This window comes from Streptomyces vietnamensis, from assembly GCF_000830005.1.
GTDB lineage: Bacteria > Actinomycetota > Actinomycetes > Streptomycetales > Streptomycetaceae > Streptomyces > Streptomyces vietnamensis.
On sequence record NZ_CP010407.1, the window covers coordinates 4,056,217 to 4,075,457 of the forward strand.

The 19,241-nt window shown below is 73.6% G+C and carries 15 protein-coding genes and 1 riboswitch; of the genes, 10 read left to right on the forward strand and 5 right to left on the reverse strand.

The annotated features are described in order from the left end of the window. The first annotated feature begins 70 nt into the window (after positions 1 to 70). Positions 71 to 1,045: a S8 family peptidase gene (locus SVTN_RS18070; protein WP_041130028.1), complete on the forward strand. Its 975-nt coding sequence runs from the start codon at positions 71 to 73 to the stop codon at positions 1,043 to 1,045. A gap of 4 nt (positions 1,046 to 1,049) precedes the next feature. On the opposite strand, the gene SVTN_RS18075 is transcribed toward SVTN_RS18070, so the two are convergent. Further along, entirely contained in the window at positions 1,050 to 1,916 is an 867-nt protein-coding gene (locus SVTN_RS18075; protein WP_041130029.1) for an alpha/beta fold hydrolase, read from the reverse strand. 92 nt (positions 1,917 to 2,008) lie between these two features. After that, positions 2,009 to 2,449 carry a MarR family winged helix-turn-helix transcriptional regulator gene (locus tag SVTN_RS18080; RefSeq protein ID WP_041130030.1) on the reverse strand — a complete coding sequence of 147 codons (441 nt, stop codon included), beginning with the start codon at positions 2,447 to 2,449 and terminating at the stop codon, positions 2,009 to 2,011. Positions 2,450 to 2,541: 92 nt separating this feature from the next. Here SVTN_RS18080 and SVTN_RS18085 point away from each other — a divergent pair, with 92 nt between their 5' ends. Together SVTN_RS18085 and abc-f are read left to right on the forward strand one after the other, a co-directional pair. Continuing rightward, a complete protein-coding gene (locus tag SVTN_RS18085) occupies positions 2,542 to 2,889 on the forward strand; it encodes a DoxX family protein (RefSeq protein WP_041130031.1) in 348 nt (115 codons plus the stop codon). Between the two features lie 128 nt (positions 2,890 to 3,017). Further along, positions 3,018 to 4,649, forward strand: coding sequence for a ribosomal protection-like ABC-F family protein (abc-f, locus tag SVTN_RS18090; RefSeq protein WP_052499184.1), 1,632 nt, complete (start codon positions 3,018 to 3,020; stop codon positions 4,647 to 4,649). Positions 4,650 to 5,009: 360 nt separating this feature from the next. Here abc-f and cobN read toward each other — a convergent pair whose 3' ends face one another. Further along, positions 5,010 to 8,603 (reverse strand): cobaltochelatase subunit CobN, encoded by a 3,594-nt coding sequence (cobN, locus tag SVTN_RS18095; protein WP_041130032.1) that lies wholly within the window; start codon positions 8,601 to 8,603, stop codon positions 5,010 to 5,012. Positions 8,604 to 8,680: 77 nt separating this feature from the next. Then, positions 8,681 to 8,816: riboswitch (cobalamin riboswitch) on the reverse strand. Positions 8,817 to 9,054: 238 nt separating this feature from the next. Between cobN and SVTN_RS18100 the strand changes: the two genes are divergently transcribed. The 5 genes from SVTN_RS18100 (at position 9,055) to SVTN_RS45570 (ending at position 16,065) form a co-directional block, all read left to right on the forward strand. Continuing rightward, the gene (locus tag SVTN_RS18100) at positions 9,055 to 10,302 is read left to right on the forward strand and encodes a cobalamin biosynthesis protein CobG (RefSeq protein ID WP_063782260.1); all 1,248 of its coding nucleotides are present in this window, start codon (positions 9,055 to 9,057) and stop codon (positions 10,300 to 10,302) included. Next, entirely contained in the window at positions 10,299 to 10,952 is a 654-nt protein-coding gene (locus tag SVTN_RS18105; RefSeq protein WP_245727584.1) for a precorrin-8X methylmutase, read from the forward strand. Before SVTN_RS18100 ends, SVTN_RS18105 begins: the two co-directional genes overlap by 4 nt. Continuing rightward, a complete protein-coding gene (locus tag SVTN_RS18110) occupies positions 10,949 to 12,442 on the forward strand; it encodes a precorrin-2 C(20)-methyltransferase (protein ID WP_041130034.1) in 1,494 nt (497 codons plus the stop codon). The genes SVTN_RS18105 and SVTN_RS18110 overlap by 4 nt, the downstream gene beginning before the upstream one ends. Positions 12,443 to 12,552: 110 nt before the next feature. Continuing rightward, complete coding sequence (locus SVTN_RS18115) at positions 12,553 to 13,971, forward strand: fibronectin type III domain-containing protein (RefSeq protein WP_041130035.1); 1,419 nt, start codon at positions 12,553 to 12,555, stop codon at positions 13,969 to 13,971. A 9-nt stretch (positions 13,972 to 13,980) separates the two neighbouring features. Next, positions 13,981 to 16,065: a PA14 domain-containing protein gene (locus tag SVTN_RS45570; RefSeq protein WP_052499185.1), complete on the forward strand. Its 2,085-nt coding sequence runs from the start codon at positions 13,981 to 13,983 to the stop codon at positions 16,063 to 16,065. Here SVTN_RS45570 and SVTN_RS18125 read toward each other — a convergent pair. Beyond that, positions 16,047 to 16,796: a cobalt-precorrin-6A reductase gene (locus SVTN_RS18125; RefSeq protein ID WP_041130036.1), complete on the reverse strand. Its 750-nt coding sequence runs from the start codon at positions 16,794 to 16,796 to the stop codon at positions 16,047 to 16,049. The genes SVTN_RS45570 and SVTN_RS18125 overlap by 19 nt on opposite strands. Positions 16,797 to 16,808: 12 nt before the next feature. On the opposite strand from SVTN_RS18125, the gene SVTN_RS18130 reads away from it, so the two are divergent. Further along, positions 16,809 to 17,936, forward strand: a complete 1,128-nt coding sequence (locus SVTN_RS18130) for a cobalt-precorrin-5B (C(1))-methyltransferase (RefSeq protein ID WP_041134020.1) — start codon at positions 16,809 to 16,811, stop codon at positions 17,934 to 17,936. Positions 17,937 to 17,977: 41 nt separating this feature from the next. Continuing rightward, on the forward strand, positions 17,978 to 18,544 hold the full coding sequence (locus SVTN_RS18135) for a GNAT family N-acetyltransferase (protein WP_041130037.1): 567 nt from the start codon (positions 17,978 to 17,980) through the stop codon (positions 18,542 to 18,544). Here the strand turns inward: SVTN_RS18135 and SVTN_RS18140 are convergent. After that, complete coding sequence (locus tag SVTN_RS18140) at positions 18,529 to 19,209, reverse strand: hypothetical protein (RefSeq protein WP_052499186.1); 681 nt, start codon at positions 19,207 to 19,209, stop codon at positions 18,529 to 18,531. The genes SVTN_RS18135 and SVTN_RS18140 overlap by 16 nt on opposite strands. Positions 19,210 to 19,241: the final 32 nt, after the last annotated feature.

Sequence of the window (19,241 nt, forward strand, 5' to 3'; positions counted from 1 at the left end):
ATGCGAGGCACCCGAACCGGCTGTTCACTGGGTCGAACGCAGACGAATGCATACGAATGGGGAGATCTTCATGCGCCGTCGGCCGACCACTCTTGCCGCCTTCACCGCCTTCGCCGCCCTCACCGCCGGGCTCGTCACCGGCTGCGGCGACGACAGCGAGCCGGACCCGCTGCGCGGCCAGCAATGGGGCATCGACGCGCTGAACCTGCCGGACGCCTGGTCCACCTCCAAGGGCGAGGACACCGTCATCGCCGTCGTCGACACCGGCGTCGACCTCGACCACCCCGACCTCAAGGGCCGGCTCGTCGCCGGCTACGACTTCGTCGACGGCGACGACGAGCCCAAGGATCTCAACGGCCACGGCACCCACGTCGCCGGCATCGCCGCCGCCCACACCGACAACGGCATCGACGTCGCGGGCGGCGCGCCCGGCGCCAAGATCATGCCGGTCCGGGTGCTCGGCGCCGACGGCAGCGGCAGCGACGGGAACATCGGCAAGGGCATCGTCTGGGCCGCCGACCACGGCGCCGACGTCATCAACCTCTCCCTCGGCGAGTCCGGCCTGATGGCCCGTCTCCTCAAGGGCGGCGTCCTCAACCAGGCCATCACGCACGCCAACGGCAAGGGCGCGGTCGTCGTCGCCGCCGCGGGCAACGACTCCACCGCCCTCCAGCCGTACGAGACCGACACCCCGGTCCTGGTCGTCAACGCGGCCGACCAGAACGGGCGGCCCGCCTCCTTCACCAACTTCGGCGCGCAGAACGCCGTGTCGGCCCCGGGCGTCGACATCCTCTCGACCCTCCCGACGTACACGACGAAGGAGACCCCGAAGAACTCCTCGGGGTACGGGAGGCTGTCCGGGACCTCGATGGCCTCGCCGTACGTCTCCGCCGTCGCCGCGCTCCTGCACCACCAGGGCCTGGACCCGGCCGCGATCATGCGGACGATCCGCGACACGGCCGCCAACCCGGGGCAGCTCCTCAAACTGGGCCTCGGGAACGTCGACGCGGCGGCGGCCGTGAAGGCCGCCGCCGCGAAGAAGTAGCGCGTCAGCCCTCCAGGACCGCCCGCAGCGCCTCGGCGAACTCCGCCGGGGCGCCCGGCATTCCGAAACCGTCGCCCAGGAAGCCGCCGTGGTGGCTCGGGAAGACGGCGACCGGGGTGCCGAGGCCCTCGGCGACGCCGACCGCCGCCCGCGCGCAGAACGTGTCCTCGGACTCCTTGCCCGCGGCGACGACGATCCGGGTCGGCGCGGCGCGCAGGGCCTCGAAGTCGGGGCGGTAGGACGTGCAGCCGCGCATGTTCTGCCCGAGCAGCGGGTCGGCGCGCGAGCCGTCGTCCTCGGCGGGCAGGCCGAACGCCGCCGGGGCGGGGGCGGGCTCCTGGTCCCAGTCCGCCGGGATCTCGCCCTTCCGCATCGTCAGCGCCAGGAACTTGGCCATCGCCGGGCCCCAGCCGTCCCGCAGGTAGGTCGCGTGGACGTCCGCGCACATCGCGAGCGCCGCCTCCCGGTCCGGGACGACCTGGGCCGTCGGCGGCTCGTGGGCGACGAGGGTGTGCACCAGGTCGCCGCGCCGGGCCACCAGGGCGAGGGCGTTGACCGCGCCGCCGCTGCTCGCGAAGACGTCCACGGGCCCGGCGCCGAGCGCCTCGATCAGCCGGACCAGGTCGTCGGCGTGCTCCTCGGGGAGCGTCTCGGCCGCGCCGTCGGTGCGCTCGCTGCGGGCCACCCCGCGCGGGTCGTACGTGACGACGGTCCGGTCGGCGAAGTGGGAGGCGAGCGTGGTGAAGCCGGTCGCGTCCATGGGGGAGCCGATCATCAGCAGGGGGCGCTCGTCGGGCCCGGTGCCGGGGCGCACGTCGTAGCGCAGGGTCGCGCCGACGGTCTCCAGGGTGCGGGTGTCGGTCTCGGCCATGGTGATCTCCTCCGTGGTGTGGCGTTCATGGAGGTAGACGCCCGGCCCGACCGGAACTCATCGGGGTTCGCCGAAAAAGATCGGCGAATTTTCTACTCTCCGCACTCGTGGTGGGCCGGGTCGACCACGACCCGGTCCAACAGTCCGCGCAGCACGGCCTGTTCGGCCTCCGTCAGATCGCCGAAGAGCTCGCGCTCGGCCTCGCCCACGGCCGTGTCGATCCGCCCCAGGGCCGCCGCGCCGGCCTCGGTGATCTCCACGATGTGGCGGCGCCGGTCGGCCGGGTCGCGCCGCCGCTCGGCGAGCCCGTCGGCCTCCAACTCGTTGAGGATCGCGACGAGTTGGCTGGGGTCGATCTCCATCGCGGCGGCCAGGTCCCGCTGGCTCATCGCCCCGGGCGCGAGCTGCATCAGCGTCATCGCGTTCCTCGGGTGCAGTCCGGCGACGCCCAGGGCGGCGCGGATGCGCGCGCCGGTGAGCTCCCCGCGGAAGGAGAGGAGGAAGCCGAGGCGATCGGTCGGGAGTGCTGCCATGCCGTCCACCGTAACAACAACGCAATTGTGGAGCCATGTAAATCGTTGTTACTCTTCAACGGTTGTCGTCCCCAGACCGTTGGAGCACCTCCATGTTCATCACCTATGCCGTCGTCGCGGGCCTACTCGCCCTCGCCTCCCTCGGCTCCGCCTTCATGACGTTCACCAAGAACCCGCAGGTCGTCGGCAGCATGACCAAGGTGGGCGTGACGGAGGGCGCGCTGCCGTGGCTCGCGACCGCGAAGGCGGCGGGCGCGCTCGGCCTGCTCGCGGGGCTCTTCGTCCCGCTCCTCGGCGAGGCCGCGGCGGTGGGCCTGGCGCTCTACTTCGCCGGCGCCGTCATCTCCCACCTGCGCGTGAAGGACTTCGAGCTGGCACCGGCGGCGGTGCTCACCCTGATCGCGGCGGCGGCGCTGGTCCTGCGCATAGCCTCCGCCTGACCGCCCGGCCGACTGCTCGGCTAGCGATACGAGACGTATCGTCTTGCCAGACCTCCCGGCGTGCCGTACCGTCATCCGAACGAGACGCCACGTCTCGCGTCCGTGTCCCCGACGGCAGGAGGTCGCCCTTGTTCCGTGCCCGATTCGCCGACGTCACCAAGCGCCACGACGACCGGTACGTGCAGCACCGGACCGTGCTCGACCGGGTCTCCCTCACCGTCCGCCCCGGCGAACGCCTCGGCGTCGTCGGCGACAACGGCTCCGGGAAGTCCACCCTCCTCCGGCTCCTCGCCGGCCTGGAGACCCCCGACAACGGCACCGTGACCGTCGACGCCCCCGGCGGCCTCGGCCACCTCGCCCAGAGCCTCGACCTCCCCGCGGACGCGACCGTCGGCGACGCCGTCGACCACGCGCTCGCGGAGGTACGGAAGCTGGAGCGGGCGATCCGTACGGCCGAGGCCGAACTCGCCGCCACCGGCGACCTCGCCGGATACGCCGGACTGCTCGCCGCCTACGAGGCCCGGGGCGGCGCCGGGGCCGACCGGCGCGTCGAGACCACCCTGCGGCGACTCGGCGAGCCGGGACCGCTCGACCGCGACCGGCCGCTCGGAACGCTCTCCGGCGGACAGCGCTCCCGGCTCGCCCTCGCCGCCGTCCTCGCCGCCGAACCCGAACTGCTGCTGCTCGACGAGCCGACCAACGACCTCGACGACGAGGCCGTGACCTGGCTGGAGGAGCGGCTGCGTGCCCACCGGGGCACGGTCGTGGCCGTCTCCCACGACCGGACCTTCCTCGACCGGGTCGCCACCGCCGTCCTGGAGGTCGACGAGGACCGCCACACCGTGCGGCGGTACGGCGACGGCTACGGCGGCTACCTCGCCGGACGCGCCTCCGAACGGGCCCGCAGACAGCGGGAGTACGAGGAGTGGAAGGCCGAACTCGCCCGCCACCGGGCCCTCGCCGACACACACATCGACCGGTTCTCCGCGATCCCCCGCAAGGCCCCGGCCGCGTTCAGCGGGGCGGGCGCCTTCCGGGCCCGGTCACGGGCGCACGGCGCGATGAGCCGCATCCGCTCCGCCCGCGAGAGACTCGCCCGGCTCACCGACGCGCCCGTCCCGCCACCACCGGAGCCGCTGCGCTTCCGCGCGGACCTGGTGGGCGAGGGCGCGGCGGTCGACCTGACCGGGATACGCGTCGACGGCCGGCTCCACCTCGACGCCCTCCACCTCGACCCGGGCGAACGGCTCCTCGTGACCGGCCCCAACGGCGCCGGCAAGACCACCCTCCTCCGGGTCCTGGCGGGCGAACTCGCCCCGGACGCGGGCACGGTGACCGTACCCGCCCGGGTGGGCCTGCTCCGGCAGGACATGGCCCCGCCCACCGACCCCCGTACGGTGAGCGAGGCCTTCGGCGAGGAGCGCGCGGAGGAGTTGCTTTCCCTCGGACTCTTCGCCGCCCGGGACCTGACGGTCCCGGTGTCCCGACTGTCGGCCGGCCAGCGCCGCAGGCTGGAGCTGGCGCGGCTCGTGACCGCGCCGGCCGACCTGCTGCTCCTGGACGAGCCGACCAACCACCTGGCGCCGGGCCTGGTGGAAGAACTGGAGGCCGCGCTGGCGGCCTATCGGGGGACGCTGGTGATCGTCAGCCACGACCGTCGCCTCCGAGCGGGCTTCCACGCCCGCACCCTCGAACTACCCCCACCCATTGCTGACCTGCGCCCCGCCGGGGTGGCACCCGCCCGCCCGGAGGGCGCCTAGTGCCGCCCCCGTTGTGGGCAATCGTTCCGCTGGGGCGGAACGGGTGGGCACAACGGACCCGCGCCCTTGCCGGCGCCAGAGGCTTCCGCGCCCGAACCCGCACCGGGAGTGCGCCGCGGCGGTGGTGCGGGTCCAGGCGCAGGAGCCTAGGCCCGGCTGGGGGCGCCGTCCCGTGTGCCCACCCGTCCCGCCCTGCGGGACGATTGCCCACACGGGGGTGGGCACCGCCCGCCCGGGCGCGGGGCCACACGGCGGGCGGCGAAGGGCCGCGCCTAGCACGGGCGCGGGCCCACGGGCGGGGGCGACGCCCGGACGGGCGCGGGCCCATGGGCGGGGTGGCGCCCGGGCGGGGGCGAGGGGCTACTCGTCGTCCTCCAGGTCGCCCTCCGTCTCCAGGAACACCTGGCGGAGGGCCGCCAGCGTCTCCGGGTCCGGCTTCTCCCACATCCCGCGCGACTCCGCCTCCAGGAGCCGCTCCGCGATGCCGTGCAGGGCCCACGGGTTGGCCTCCTTCAGGAAGGCCTGGTTCGTCTCGTCGAGGACGTACTCCTGGGTGAGCTTGTCGTACATCCAGTCGGCCACGACACCGGTCGTCGCGTCGTACCCGAAGAGGTAGTCGACGGTCGCCGCCAGCTCGAACGCGCCCTTGTAGCCGTGGCGGCGCATCGCCTCGATCCAGCGCGGGTTGACCACCCGCGCCCGGAAGACCCGCGAGGTCTCCTCGACGAGCGTGCGGGTGCGGACGGTCTCCGGGCGGGTCGAGTCGCCGATGTACGCCTCGGGTGCCGTGCCCGTGAGCGCGCGGACGGTCGCGACCATGCCGCCGTGGTACTGGAAGTAGTCGTCGGAGTCCGCGATGTCGTGCTCGCGGGTGTCCGTGTTCTTCGCGGCGACGGCGATCCGCTTGTACGCGGTCTCCATCTCCTCCCGCGCCGGGCGGCCTTCGAGACCACGGCCGTAGGCGTAGCCGCCCCAGACCGTGTAGACCTCCGCGAGGTCGGCGTCCGTGCGCCAGTCCCGCGAGTCGATCAGCTGGAGGATGCCCGCGCCGTACGTGCCGGGCCGGGAGCCGAAGATGCGGGTGGTGGCGCGCCGTTCGTCGCCGTGCTCGGCGAGGTCGGCCTGCGCGTGCGCCCGTACGTAGTTGTCCTCCGCCGGTTCGTCCAGGGAGGCGACCAGCCGTACCGCGTCGTCGAGGAGGCCGATGACGTGCGGGAACGCGTCCCGGAAGAAGCCCGAGATGCGCAGCGTCACGTCGACGCGCGGGCGGCCGAGCTCGGCGAGCGGGATCGGCTCCAGGCCGTTCACGCGGCGCGAGGCCTCGTCCCACAGGGGGCGGACGCCGAGCAGGGCGAGCGCCTCGGCGACGTCGTCGCCGGCGGTGCGCATCGCGCTGGTGCCCCAGAGGGAGAGGCCTACGGAGGTCGGCCAATCGCCGTTGTCGGTGCGGTAGCGCTCCAGGAGCGAGTCCGCGAGCGCCTGGCCCGTCTCCCAGGCGAGCCGGGACGGCACGGCCTTCGGGTCGACCGAGTAGAAGTTGCGGCCGGTCGGCAGGACGTTGACCAGGCCACGGAGCGGGGAGCCGGACGGGCCGGCCGGGACGAAGCCGCCGTTGAGCGCGTGCACGGCGTGCGCGAGCTCGTCGGTGGTGGCGGCGAGACGCGGCACGACCTGCTCGCAGGCGAAGCGGAGGACCGCCTGGACCTCGGGGCCGTACGACGTGGGGATGGCCGCCACGTCCCAGCCGGCCGCCTCCATCGCCTCCACCAGCTCGCGGGCCTTCGCCTCCGCCTCGTCGGCGGTGGTGCGGGTCGCGGCCGACTCGTCCAGGCCCAGGGCCTCGCGCAGACCGGGCAGCGCCTGCGTACCGCCCCAGATCTGGCGGGCGCGGAGGATCGAGAGGACCAGGTTGACCCGGGCCTCGCCCTCCGGCGCGCCGCCGAGGACGTGCAGACCGTCCCTGATCTGGGCGTCCTTGACCTCGCACAGCCAGCCGTCGACGTGCAGCAGGAAGTCGTCGAAGCCGTCGTCCTCCGGGCGCTCCTCCAGACCGAGGTCGTGGTCGAGCTTGGCGGCCTGGATCAGGGTCCAGATCTGGGCGCGGATCGCCGGGAGCTTCGCCGGGTCCATCGAGCTGATCTGCGCGTACTCGTCGAGCAGCTGCTCCAGGCGCGCGATGTCGCCGTACGAGTCGGCGCGGGCCATCGGCGGCACCAGGTGGTCGACGAGGGTCGCGTGGACGCGCCGCTTGGCCTGGGTGCCCTCGCCCGGGTCGTTGACGAGGAACGGGTAGATCAGCGGGATGTCGCCGAGGGCCGCGTCGGGACCGCAGGCGGCGGACAGGCCGGCGTTCTTGCCGGGCAGCCACTCCAGGTTGCCGTGCTTGCCCAGGTGGACCATGGCGTCGGCGCCGAAGCCGCCGTCCTCGGTACGGGCGGCGATCCAGCGGTAGGCGGCCAGGTAGTGGTGGGACGGCGGGAGATCGGGGTCGTGGTAGATCGCGATCGGGTTCTCGCCGAAGCCGCGCGGCGGCTGGATGAGGACCAGGAGGTTCCCGCGCCGCAGGGCGGCGAGGACGATGTCGCCCTCCGGGTTGCGGGAGCGGTCGAGGAACATCTCGCCGGGCGCCGGGCCCCAGTGCTCCTCCACCTGCTCGCGGAGCTCGGCGGGCAGGGTGGCGTACCAGCGCTTGTAGTCGGCGGCCGGGATGCGGACCGGGTTCTTCGCGAGCTGCTCCTCGGTCAGCCAGTCCTGGTCGTGGCCGCCGGCCTCGATGAGGGCGTAGATCAGCTCGTCGCCGTCGCCGGAGACGATGCCGGGGAGGTCCGCCTCGGGCCCGAAGTCGTACCCCTCGGCGATGAGCCGCCGCAGCAGGGCGACGGCGGAGGCGGGGGTGTCGAGGCCGACCGCGTTGCCGATGCGGGAGTGCTTCGTCGGGTACGCGGAGAGGACGAGCGCCAGCTTCTTCTCGGCGTTCGGGATGTGACGGAGCCGGGCGTGCCGGACGGCGATCCCGGCGACGCGGGCCGCGCGCTCGGCGTCGGCGACGTACGCGGGCAGACCGTCCTCGTCGATCTCCTTGAAGGAGAAGGGGACGGTGATGAGCCGGCCGTCGAACTCGGGCACGGCGACCTGGCTGGCGGCGTCGAGCGGGGACAGGCCCTCGTCGTTCTCCTCCCACGCGGACCGCGAACCCGTCAGGCACAGGGCCTGGAGGATCGGCACGTCGAGCGCGGCGAGCGCGCCCGCGTCCCAGGCCTCCTCGTCGCCTCCGGCCTGCGCCTCGGCGGGCTTGGTGCCACCGGCGGCGAGGACGGTCGTGACGATCGCGTCGGCTCCGCGCAGTACGGAGACGAGCTCGGCCTCGGGGGCGCGCAGGGACGCCACGTACAGCGGGAGGGCGCGGGCCCCGGCGTCCTCGATCGCGCCGCACAGGGCGTCGACGAAGGCGGTGTTCCCGCTCATGTGGTGGGCGCGGTAGTAGAGCACGGCGACGGTCGGGCCGGTCACGTCGGCCTTGGGCGTCCGCTCGAGGGGGCCCCAGGTGGGGGCGGCGGCCGGGGCCTCGAAGCCGTGGCCGGTGAGCAGGACGGTGTCGGAGAGGAAGCGGGCCAGCTGCTCCAGGTTGGCCGGGCCGCCGTGCGCCAGATAGGCGTGCGCCTCGGTGGCGACGCCGACGGGGACGGTGGAGGCCTCCATGAGCTGGGCGTCGGGGGCCTGTTCGCCGCTGAGCACGACGACCGGCTTTCCGGCGGCGAGGACCGCGTCGAGGCCCTCCTGCCAGGAGCGGACGCCGCCGAGGAGCCGGACGAGGACCAGGTCGACGCCGTCGAGCAGGTCCGGGAGGTCGGCGAGCGGAAGCCGGGAGGGGTTGGCGAAGCGGTACTCCACCGGCCCTCCGGCCGCACGGGCGCTGAGCAGGTCGGTGTCGGAGTGCGACAGCAGCAGGAGCATGGCGAGCTCAGGCCTTCCTCGGGGTTGTCCGCGCCCCGGGTGGTCGTGTGGGTTGGGGCCTCCCCTCGCTCGAGCGAAGCCGAGAGCTTGGGGAAGGGAGTTCCTGACTCACCCGTGCCATGGCTGGTACGGGCTCACAGTGGCGGGACCGCGCCGGATTCTCACCGGGCTTCCTCCCCGGGGTCCTGGGACCCCATGCCGATCTGCATCCTAGATCGTGGCGCGGGCGGGCCCCAGGGAGCGGGGGCGTCGGCCGGATCACACCCCCCGTGGCCGACGGGTCGCACCCCATGGCCGACGGGGGCGCCGAGCGGATCGCACCTCCGTGACCGACGGGGACGCCGAGCGGATCACACCCGGTGGCCGGCTCCGACGTCGGCCGGATCACACCCGGTGTCCGGCCGGAGAGTCGGCCGGATCACACCCGGTGGTCAGCCGGTTCCCCGTGGGTATGCTCGCCGCCATGCCGCCCACCCCACCCCCGACGCCCGAACCGGGCGAAGCTCGCGTACGGGACCGTGGCGACGCCTGCCCCGGGGCGCTGCGCCTGCACCCCGCCGACGACGGACGCCTGGCCCGACTGCGCCTGCCCGCAGGGCGCCTGACGGCCAGTCAGGCGGAAACGCTCGCGGCCGCCGCCGAGACCCTGGGCGACGGACGGATCAGCATCACCTCGCGCGGCAACGCCGAGCTGCGCGGCCTCGGCGACGACTGCGGGGCCGAGCTCGCCGCGCTCCTCTCCACCGCCGGCCTGCTGCCCTCCCCCACCCACGAGCGCGTCCGCAACATCGTGGCCTCGCCCGGCGCGGGACTCGACGGACTCGGGTACGCGGACGTGCAGTTGTGGGCGCGCGCACTGGACACCGCGCTCTGTGCCGAGCCCCGGGCGGCGTCCCTTTCGGGACGGTTCCTGTTCGTCCTGGACGACGGGCGCGGGGACGTCGCCGGGCTCGGCGGCGATGTGAGCTTGATCGCAGGGGAGGGCGGGTCGGCTCTGCTGCGGCTCGGCCCGCGGGTGTTCTGGGTGGCCGCCGCCGACGCCGTCCGCGCCGCCCTCGCCGCCGCCCTCGCGTTCCTCGACGCCGCCGAGGCCGCCGGGAACGGGGCCTGGCGGCCCCGCGAGCTGCCCGAGGAGCACGTGCCCGACTGGGCCGGGGCCCTCGCGCGGGCCGGGATCGCGGCGGAGCCCGTATCCCTGCCCGTACCGCCGCTTCCCGTGTGCCCGCCGCCCGCGCCCGGGGTGCTCGGCGACCGGGCCCTGCACGTCCTGGCCCCGCTCGGCCGGCTGACGGCCGCCCAGCTGCGGGCCCTGGCCGAGGGGGTCGAGGAGCTCCGGCTCACGCCCTGGCGCGGAGCGGTCGTCGTCGGGGCCCGCGCCGACCGACTGCCCGCCCTGGAGACGTACGGCCTGGTCACCCGCCCCGAGCTGCCCTCGGTCGGGGTCAGCGCCTGCACCGGGCGGCCCGGCTGCGCCAAGTCCCTCGCCGACGTGCGGACGGACGCCGGCCTCGTCCGCCGAGGGGGCCTGCCCGTCCACTACTCCGGGTGCGAGCGCCGCTGCGGCCATCCGCACGGCACCTGGGTCGACGTCCTCGCCACCGGCGACGACACCTACCTGGTGGACGGCGTCCCCACCCCCCGTACCGCCCTGCCCGAAGCAGTGACCACGGCCCGCAGCCTGCCGACCCACACGAGATGAGCGAGAGCACCAGGATGTTCGACTACGAGAAGGACGGGACGGAGATCTACCGCCGGTCCTTTGCCACGATCCGCGCCGAGGCGGACCTCGCGGGCCTGCCCGCAGACGTCGCCCAGGTGGCGGTCCGGATGATCCACGCCTGCGGCATGACCGACCTCGTGCAGGACATCGCGTACTCCCCCGGCGTCGTCGCGAGCGCCCGCGCCGCCCTCCAGGCCGGCGCGCCCATCCTCTGCGACGCGCAGATGGTCGCCAGCGGGGTCACCCGCAAGCGGCTGCCCGCCGACAACGAGGTGCTGTGCGCCCTCTCCGACCCGGCCGTCCCGGGCCTGGCCGCCGAGCTCGGCACCACCCGCTCGGCCGCCGCCCTCGAACTGTGGCGGGACCGCCTCGAAGGCTCCGTCGTCGCCATCGGCAACGCGCCGACGGCCCTCTTCCACCTCCTGGAGATGGTCGCGAAGGGCGCGGGGAAGCCCGCCGCCGTCCTCGGCATCCCGGTCGGCTTCATCGGCGCCGCCGAGTCGAAGGACGCGCTGGCCGAGAACACCCTCGGCCTCGACTACCTGGTCGTACGGGGCCGGCGCGGCGGCAGCGCGATGACGGCCGCCGCGATCAACGCCCTCGCCCACGAAGCGGAGATCCAGGCATGAGCACCGTGACCGGCAAGCTGTACGGGGTGGGCCTCGGCCCCGGCGACCCGAACCTGATGACGGTCGCCGCCGTGAAGGCGATCGCGGCCGCCGACGTGATCGCGTACCACTCGGCCCGCCACGGCCGTTCGATAGCCCGCTCCATCGCCGCCGAGCACATCCGCGAGGACCACATCGAGGAGCGGCTGATGTACCCGCTCACGGTGGAGACCACGGACCACCCGGGCGGCTACCGGGGCGCCCTGAACGACTTCTACGAGGAGGCCTCGGCCCGCCTCGCCGCCCATCTGGACGCCGGCCGCACGGTCGCCGTCCTCGCCGAGGGCGACCCGCTGTTCTACGGCTCGTACCAGCACATGCACAAGCGGCTGGCCGACCGCTACGACACGACCGTCATCCCCGGCGTCACCTCGGTGAGCGCCGCCGCCGCCCGGCTCGGCGAGCCGCTGTGCGAGGCGGAGGAGGTCCTCACGATCATCCCCGGCACCCTGCCGGAGGACGAGCTGACGGCCCGCCTGGCGGGCACGGACTCGGCGGTCGTGATGAAGCTGGGCCGCACCTTCCCGACGGTGAAGCGGGCCCTGGAGCGGGCGGGCCGCCTGGACGACGCCCGCTACGTGGAGCGCGCGTTCATGACGGGCGAGCGCACGGAGAAGCTGACGGAGGTGGACCCGTCGTCGGTCCCGTACTTCTCCGTCGCGGTGCTCCCCTCCCGTATCGACCAGGAGCCTCCCGTACGGGAGACGGGCGAGGTCACCGTCGTCGGCACCGGCCCGGCCGGGGCACCCTGGCTCACCCCCGAGTCGCGCGGCGCGCTCGTCAACGCCGACGTCCTCGTCGGCTACACCACCTACCTGGACCGGGTCCCCGTCCTCCGCCCCGGTCAGATCCGCCACGGCTCCGACAACAAGGTCGAGTCCGAGCGCGCCGAGTTCGCCCTCGACCTGGCCCGGCGCGGCCGCAAGGTCGCGGTCGTCTCGGGCGGCGACCCGGGCGTCTTCGCCATGGCGACGGCGGTCCTGGAGGTCGCCTGCGAACCGGAGTACGCGGACGTGCCCGTACGGGTCCTCCCGGGGGTGACGGCGGCGAACGCGGCGGCAGCGGCGGCGGGCGCCCCGCTCGGCCACGACTACGCGACGATCTCCCTCTCCGACCGGCTCAAGCCCTGGGACGTCATCGAGGCCCGCCTCCGCGCGGCGGCCTCCGCGGACCTGGTCATCGCCCTCTACAACCCGGGCTCCAAGTCCCGCACCCACCAGGTGGCGGCGGCCCGCGACCTCCTCCTCGAACTCCGCGCCCCGGAGACCCCGGTGGTCGTCGCCCGCGACGTCGGCGGCCCGGAGCAGTCGGTCCGGATCCTGTCCTTGAAGACCCTGGACCCGACGGAGGTCGACATGCGCACCCTCCTCCTGATCGGCTCCTCGCAGACGCGGGCGGTCGAACGGGGTGACGGCCGCACGATCACGTGGACGCCGCGCAGGTACGGCTGACATGAAGGGGTGGGGGCGAGGGCACAACCCTCCCCCCACCTCGCGAGTCACACAGGCGTTCCCCTGTTTCACATGCTTCACATAGGTCCGGAAAGGGCCCTCCCCCTGTGATGACTCGTACCCGGCTGAGCGCCCTGGCCACCACCGCCGCCCTCGCCGCCTCCGGCGGACTGCTCACCGCCACCCCGGCCGCAGCGGCCGTCACCTGCGCGTCCCCCGTGTGGACGGCGCAGTACTACGCCAACACCACCCTCACGGGCACCCCGAAGCTGACCGCCTGCGACAGCGCGATCGCCGAGAACTACGGTCTCGGCGACCCGGCCGGCGTCACCCTGCCCAAGGACAACTTCTCCGTCCGCTGGTCGGTGACCCGAGACTTCGGCTCCGGCGGCCCGTTCTCCTTCGCCGCCGAGACGCAGGACGGCATCCGCGTCCACCTCGACGGCGTCCGGAAGATCGACCTCTGGAAGAACGTCACCACCACCCAGAAGAAGACGGTCAACCTCACGATCCCGGCGGGCCGGCACACGCTCCGGGTCGACTACGTGGCGTGGACGGGCACGGCGAACGTCAAGTTCACGTACGCGCCCGTCACTTCGGCCACCGTCGACAAGGTCCGCCCGCTCGCGCCGACCGGTGCCACGGTCGCGTACGACAAGACCCTCAACAAGGCCACCCTGAAGTGGGCCGCCAACAAGGAGATGGACCTCGCCGGCTACCGCGTCTACCGCCGGCTGAGCACCTCCACCACCTGGACGAAGGTCAGCAGCGCCACGTCCCTCGTCACGACCACCTCGTACGTCAACTCCCCGCCGCCCACCGGCCAGACGTACCTGTACGAGCTCCGCGCCGTCGACAAGGCCGGCAACGAGTCCTACGGCTCCGCCGACCTGACGGCCGTGTCCGTGGACAGGACCCCGACCGCCGCCCCGACCGGCGTGACCGCGACCGACGACGCCACCGGCGTCGTCCTCGCCTGGCAGCCGGTCCCGGGCGCCGCGAAGTACACCGTCCACCGTCACCGCACGGGCAGCACCGACCCCGTCACCCAGGTCGCGACCGACGTCACGGCCACCACGTGGACGGACACCGCCGCCGCCGAGAAGACCGGCTACACGTACTGGGTCTCGGCCGTCGACCCCGCCGGCAACGCCTCGGCCCGCACCGCCGTCACCGCCACCCACGACGACTACACCGCCCCCGCCCCCGTCGCCGGCCTCAGGGCGACCCCGCGCGAGGACGGCGTGCTCCTGGAGTGGGCGCCCAACCCCGAGCCCGACGTCAAGCTGTACGAGGTCTACAAGGCCGAGCAGGTCGACGACGGCGACGGCAACCTCGTCTGGATCGCCCACCGCGTCGAGTACCTGACGTCCGCGGCCTCCTCCTACCTCCACCAGAGCGCGGCGGACGGCGAGCACGTGCTCTACAGCGTGATCGCCATCGACACCTCGAACAACCAGATCTACTGGAACGACCCGGACCTGAACTGGGTCGAGGTCACCGAACTCGGCACGCCGAGCGGAAGCTGAGCACCCCCCGTGACGACTCGTACCCGACTGAGCGCGCTGGCCACCACCGCCGCCCTCACCGCCACCGGCGGTCTGCTGACCGCCACCCCGGCGGCCGCGGCCGTCACCTGCGCCTCCCCCGCGTGGAAGGCGGAGTACTACGCCAACACCACCCTCACCGGCACCCCGAAGCTGACCACCTGCGACTCCGCCATCGCCGAGAACTACGGCTACGGCGACCCCGCCGGCGTCACCCTGCCCAAGGACAACTTCGGCGTCCGCTGGACACTCACCCGCGACTTCGGCTCCGGCGGCCCCTTCACCTTCACCGCCGAAGCCCAGGACGGCATCCGCGTCAGCCTCGACGGCGTCCGCAAGATCGACCTCTGGAAGAACACCACCACCACCCAGAAGAAGACGGTCAACCTCACGATCCCGTCCGGCCGCCACACCATCGTCGTGCACTACGCGACCTGGACGGGCGCGGCGAACGTCAAGGTCACCTACGCGCCCGTCACTTCGGCGACCGTCGACAAGGTGCGCCCGCTCGCGCCCACCGGTTTCGGCGGCTGGTACGACTGGTCGGGCGACCTGAAGACCAGAGTGAACTGGACCGCGAACAAGGAGATGGACCTCGCCGGGTACAGCGTGTACCGACGGCTGAGCACGTCGACCACGTGGACCCGGATCAGCGGCACGACCCCCCTGACCTCCAGGACGTACGCCGACGTCCCGCCGCCCACGGGTCAGGAGTACGTCTACGAGGTACGGGCCCGCGACAAGGCGGGCAACGAGTCGGCCGGCAGCAACGATCAGACCATCGGCACGGTCGACCGGACCGGACCGGCCGCCCCGTCCGGCCTCGCCGTCGACACCGGTGCCCTGATCAACGCCCTCAGCTGGCGGGCGGTGCCCGACGCGGTCCGCTACGACGTGGAGGCGGCCGACCAGGCGACGGGTCCGTACACCCTGCTCGCATCGGTCATCAAGCCGTCCCACCAGGACATGACGAGCGCCATCGGCGTACCGCGCTACTACCGCGTCCGGGCCTATGACGCGGCCGGCAACCCGTCGGCGTACTCCGCCACCGCGAGCGGCGACCGGGTCGACCGGACGCCGCCGGCACCCCCGACCGGCCTGAACTCGTACGTCGAGGTCAGCGCGACCAACGTCTACTGGGACGCCCCCGACTTCTTCGATACGGACTTCGCCAACGGCGGCACCTACCGCGTCTACCGCTCGCCCGGCAGCACCCTCGACCAGGCCGCGCTCACCCGCGTGACCTGCGCGGAGGGCAGCGACTTCGACAGCAACCACGGCCGCTGCGTCGACCTCGACACGAGCGCCGGCGCGTACTACACCTATGCCGTCATGGCGGTGGACCCGTACGGCAACGAGTCGGCGCTCTCCGCCCCGCTCACCGTCCGCACCGGCGACCGGGTCGCGCCCGGCCCGGTCACGGGCGTGACGGCCACCCCGCGCGCCGACGGTGTACTGGTGCGCTGGAACGCCTCGACCGCGGACGACCTGGACGACGCCGCCTACGCCTACAGCGTCTGGACGGGCGCCCCGCAGGCCGACGGCAGCGTCAAGTGGCTCTCCTCGACCTCATGCAGCAGCCGGAACACGCGCGAGCCGCTCGCGGACCTCTGCGGCGGCCTGCCGGACGGTGAGACCTACGTGTACGCGGTCGTCGCCAACGACCGCTGGGACAACCATCTCCCGCCGTCCGACCCGGCCGTCGTCAAGGTCACGGCCACCGAGCTCGACGTCCGGCCGTCCGTACAGGTCACCACCGCGTGGGAGCTCGGCTCCATCGGTCACAACTCGCGGACCGCTGCCCCCTACCAGCCGTCCATCCACTGGGGCTGCGCCGCCACCGTCACCGCGTGCGAGACGGTCACCGGCTACCGGATGAGCCGCTGGAACGAGGCCACGAAGGCGTACGAGCCCCAGCACGCCGGGCTGATCCAGGTGCCCGCGTCCGGGACGTGGTGGACCGACACCACCGCGACCCCCGGCAGCACGTACTTCTACCTGCTCGAAGCTCTGCGGGCCGACGGCAGCGTGGCCGGCACCTACGCGTGGTACACCGTCTACGAAGACCGGGTCTGAGCCCCTCCCGGACCGAACACCCAGGCGGCGGCCTCCTCCGGGGAGGCCGCCGTCTGCACTCCCTCCGGGACCGGCGGGCGGCGGACCACGACCACCGGGACGCCCGCCTCGCGGGCCGCCGTCAGTTTCGGGGCGGTCGCCGCGCCGCCGCTGTCCTTCGTCACCACCACGTCGATCCGGTGCCGGGCCAGGAGTTCGCGTTCGCCGTCCAGGGTGAACGGGCCCCGGTCGAGGAGGATCTCGGTGCGGGCCGGCATCGGGGCGTCCGGGGCGTCCACCGAGCGGACCAGGAACCACTGCGGGCAGGCCGCGAAGGCCGCCAGGCCCATGCGGCCGGTCGTCAGGAAGACGCGGTCGCCTAGGCCGTCCAGGGCCCGGGCCGCCTCCTCCAGGGACGCGACCGGGTGCCAGTCGTCGCCGTCGACCGGGACCCAGCCTGGGCGGCGCAGGGCCAGCAGGGGAACATGGGCGGTGGCGGCCGCCCGGGCCGCGTTGAAGCTGATCCGCTCGGCGAAGGGATGGGTGGCGTCGATGACCGCGTCCACGGCCTGCTCCCGCACCCATGCGGCAAGCCCCTCCGGCCCCCCGAACCCCCCGATCCGGACCTCGCCCGCCGGCAGCCGCGGGCTCGCCACCCGTCCCGCGAGGGAGCTGGTGACCCGGACCCGGTCGTGCAGCAGTCCGGCGAGGGCGCGGGCCTCGGTGGTCCCGCCGAGAATGAGTACGTGCACAGGAGCCTCTTCGTGAGTACAGGCGGCGGGCGTGAGGCCCAACTCAAGCACACCGGCCTCCGCCCGGGCTGGACGACCGGTGCCTGCGCGACGGCGGCCACGACCGCCGCGTACACCGCGCTGCTCACCGGCGACTTCCCCGACCCGGTGACGATCACCCTGCCGAAGGGCCAGACGCCGTCCTTCGCGCTGACCGCCGAGTCCCTGTCGGGCGGCTCCGCCATGGCCGCCGTCGTCAAGGACGCGGGCGACGACCCGGACGTCACGCACGGGGCCGTGATCCGTTCGACGGTACGGCTCCTGCCGCCGGGTTCGGGCGTGGTCTTCCGCGCGGGCGAGGGCGTCGGCACCGTCACCCTCCCCGGTCTCCCCCTCGACGTCGGCGAACCCGCCATCAACCCCGTGCCCCGGCAGCTCATGCGCGAGCACGTCGCCGCCGTCGCCGCCGCGCACGACGCCCCCGGCGACGTCGAGGTCACCGTCTCCGTCGACAACGGCGCCGAGATCGCCCGCTCCACCTGGAACCCCCGCATCGGCATCCTCGGCGGCCTGTCGATCCTCGGCACGACCGGCGTCGTCGTCCCGTACTCCTGCTCGGCGTGGATCGACTCGATCCGCCGGGGCGTCGACGTGGCCCGCGCGGGCGGTCTGACCCACGTGGCCGGTTGTACGGGCTCCACATCCGAGCGGACCGTCACCGGGATCTACGACCTTCCGGAGATCGCCCTCCTCGACATGGGCGACTTCGCGGGCGCGGTGCTGAAGTACATCCGCCGCCATCCCGTCGACCGGCTCACCATCTGCGGCGGCTTCGCCAAGCTCTCCAAGCTCGCCGCCGGCCACCTGGACCTCCACTCGGCCCGCTCCCAGGTCGACAAGGCCTTCCTCGCCGACCTGGCCCGCACGGGCGGCGCGTCGGATGCGCTGGCGTCGGAGATCGCCGACGCCAACACGGGCCTCGCCGCCCTCCGCCTCTGCGAGGCCGCCGCCGTCCCCCTGGGCGACCTGGTCGCCGCCCGCGCCCGCGACGAGGCCCTGGCCGTCCTGCGGGGCGCGCCGGTCGCGGTGGACGTGATCTGCATCGACCGGGCGGGGACGGTCGTGGGGCGGTCGGAGCCCAAGGGCCCGGCGGGGTCGTAATCCGGGCGACAGCGGCCGTGACGAGGGCCGAGACTTCCGGGATGACCGACTTCTCGCACAAGCCCACCCTCACCGGCGACCTGGTGGTCCTCCGCCCCGTCACCGAGGCGGACGTGCCCGCTCTGCTGCCGCTGTTCGAGGACCCGGAGGTCACCCGGCTGACCGGCAGCCACGTCGCGCACGACGAGGCGGCGCTCCTCAAGTGGTACGGCTCGCGGGGCGCGCAGGACGACCGGCTCGACCTCGCCGTGGTCGAGCGGGCCACGGGACGGGTCGTCGGCGAGGCCGTCCTCAACGAATGGGACCCCGACAACGAGAGCTGCGCCTTCCGGATCGCCTTCGTCCCGGACGCCGTCGGCCGGGGCCTCGGCACGGAGGCGACCCGGCTGATCGTCGGCCACGCCTTCGAGGCGCTCGGCCTCTACCGGATCTGGCTGGAGGTCTACGCCTTCAACCCCCGCGCCCGCCGCGCCTACGAGAAGGCGGGCTTCCGCGCGGAGGGCGTCCTGCGGGGCGCGCTGCTGTGGGAGGGGGAGCGGGTGGACGCGACGGTGATGTCGGTGCTGGCGCCGGAGTGGGCGGCCGCGGACCGTCAGGCCGTCGGGTAGCCGATCTCCGCGATGTCCTCGGCCAGGTCGGCGAGCTCCACCTCCGGGTTGAGGGTCGCGACGACCTCGGGCGTGAGGGGGCGCAGGGCCAGGACGTGGCGTACGGCTTCCAGGTCGACCGGGGTCTCGTAGTAGTCCGACGCCCATTCGGCGTACGCCTCCGCCGAGCGGTCCACGAGCAGGTGGAGGAGGCGGCCGGAGCCGTCCGGGTCCTCGCGGTCGTCGCCCGCGTCGGGGTACTCGACCGTGCCCGTGTGCCAGGCCGTGTCCGTCGGCTCGCGCCACAGGCAGGCCGTGGTCACGTGCACCCCGTCCTCGTCCGTGAACGCGGGCTCCGTCAGGTACTCGGCGAACGCCTCCGGCACCCCGTCGAGCACCCCCGGCCAGGTCTGCCCATCCGTGAGCTCCCCGAACGGGCTCAGCATCGACTCGTGGGCGAAGACGCGGGCGAACGCCCCCGTCGGCGAGAGGACGATCGTGTACTCGTCTCCCTGACCGTCCTTCATGGACGCCAGCTGCTCGGTCTCCGACCAGTGCGCGTCGAAGGAGTAGTAACGGCTCTCCCACTCCGGGCAGAGCACGGCGTCCAGCATCGCGAGCCCTCGGCTGTGGTCGCGCAGTTCCTCGATGCCCGGCAGCGCCCGGGCCACGTCGTAAACGGTCACGGGGCCATTCAAGCCCCTGGCACCGACATGCG

Coding starts and splice junctions, on each gene's coding strand:
- SVTN_RS18070 (WP_041130028.1), top strand. CDS start 71: ATGCGCCGTCGGCCGACCACTCTTGCCGCCTTCACCGCCTTCGCCGCC.
- SVTN_RS18075 (WP_041130029.1), bottom strand. CDS start 1,916: ATGGCCGAGACCGACACCCGCACCCTGGAGACCGTCGGCGCGACCCTG.
- SVTN_RS18080 (WP_041130030.1), bottom strand. CDS start 2,449: ATGGCAGCACTCCCGACCGATCGCCTCGGCTTCCTCCTCTCCTTCCGC.
- SVTN_RS18085 (WP_041130031.1), top strand. CDS start 2,542: ATGTTCATCACCTATGCCGTCGTCGCGGGCCTACTCGCCCTCGCCTCC.
- cobN (WP_041130032.1), bottom strand. CDS start 8,603: ATGCTCCTGCTGCTGTCGCACTCCGACACCGACCTGCTCAGCGCCCGT.
- SVTN_RS18100 (WP_063782260.1), top strand. CDS start 9,055: ATGCTCGCCGCCATGCCGCCCACCCCACCCCCGACGCCCGAACCGGGC.
- SVTN_RS18105 (WP_245727584.1), top strand. CDS start 10,299: ATGAGCGAGAGCACCAGGATGTTCGACTACGAGAAGGACGGGACGGAG.
- SVTN_RS18110 (WP_041130034.1), top strand. CDS start 10,949: ATGAGCACCGTGACCGGCAAGCTGTACGGGGTGGGCCTCGGCCCCGGC.
- SVTN_RS18115 (WP_041130035.1), top strand. CDS start 12,553: ATGACTCGTACCCGGCTGAGCGCCCTGGCCACCACCGCCGCCCTCGCC.
- SVTN_RS18135 (WP_041130037.1), top strand. CDS start 17,978: ATGACCGACTTCTCGCACAAGCCCACCCTCACCGGCGACCTGGTGGTC.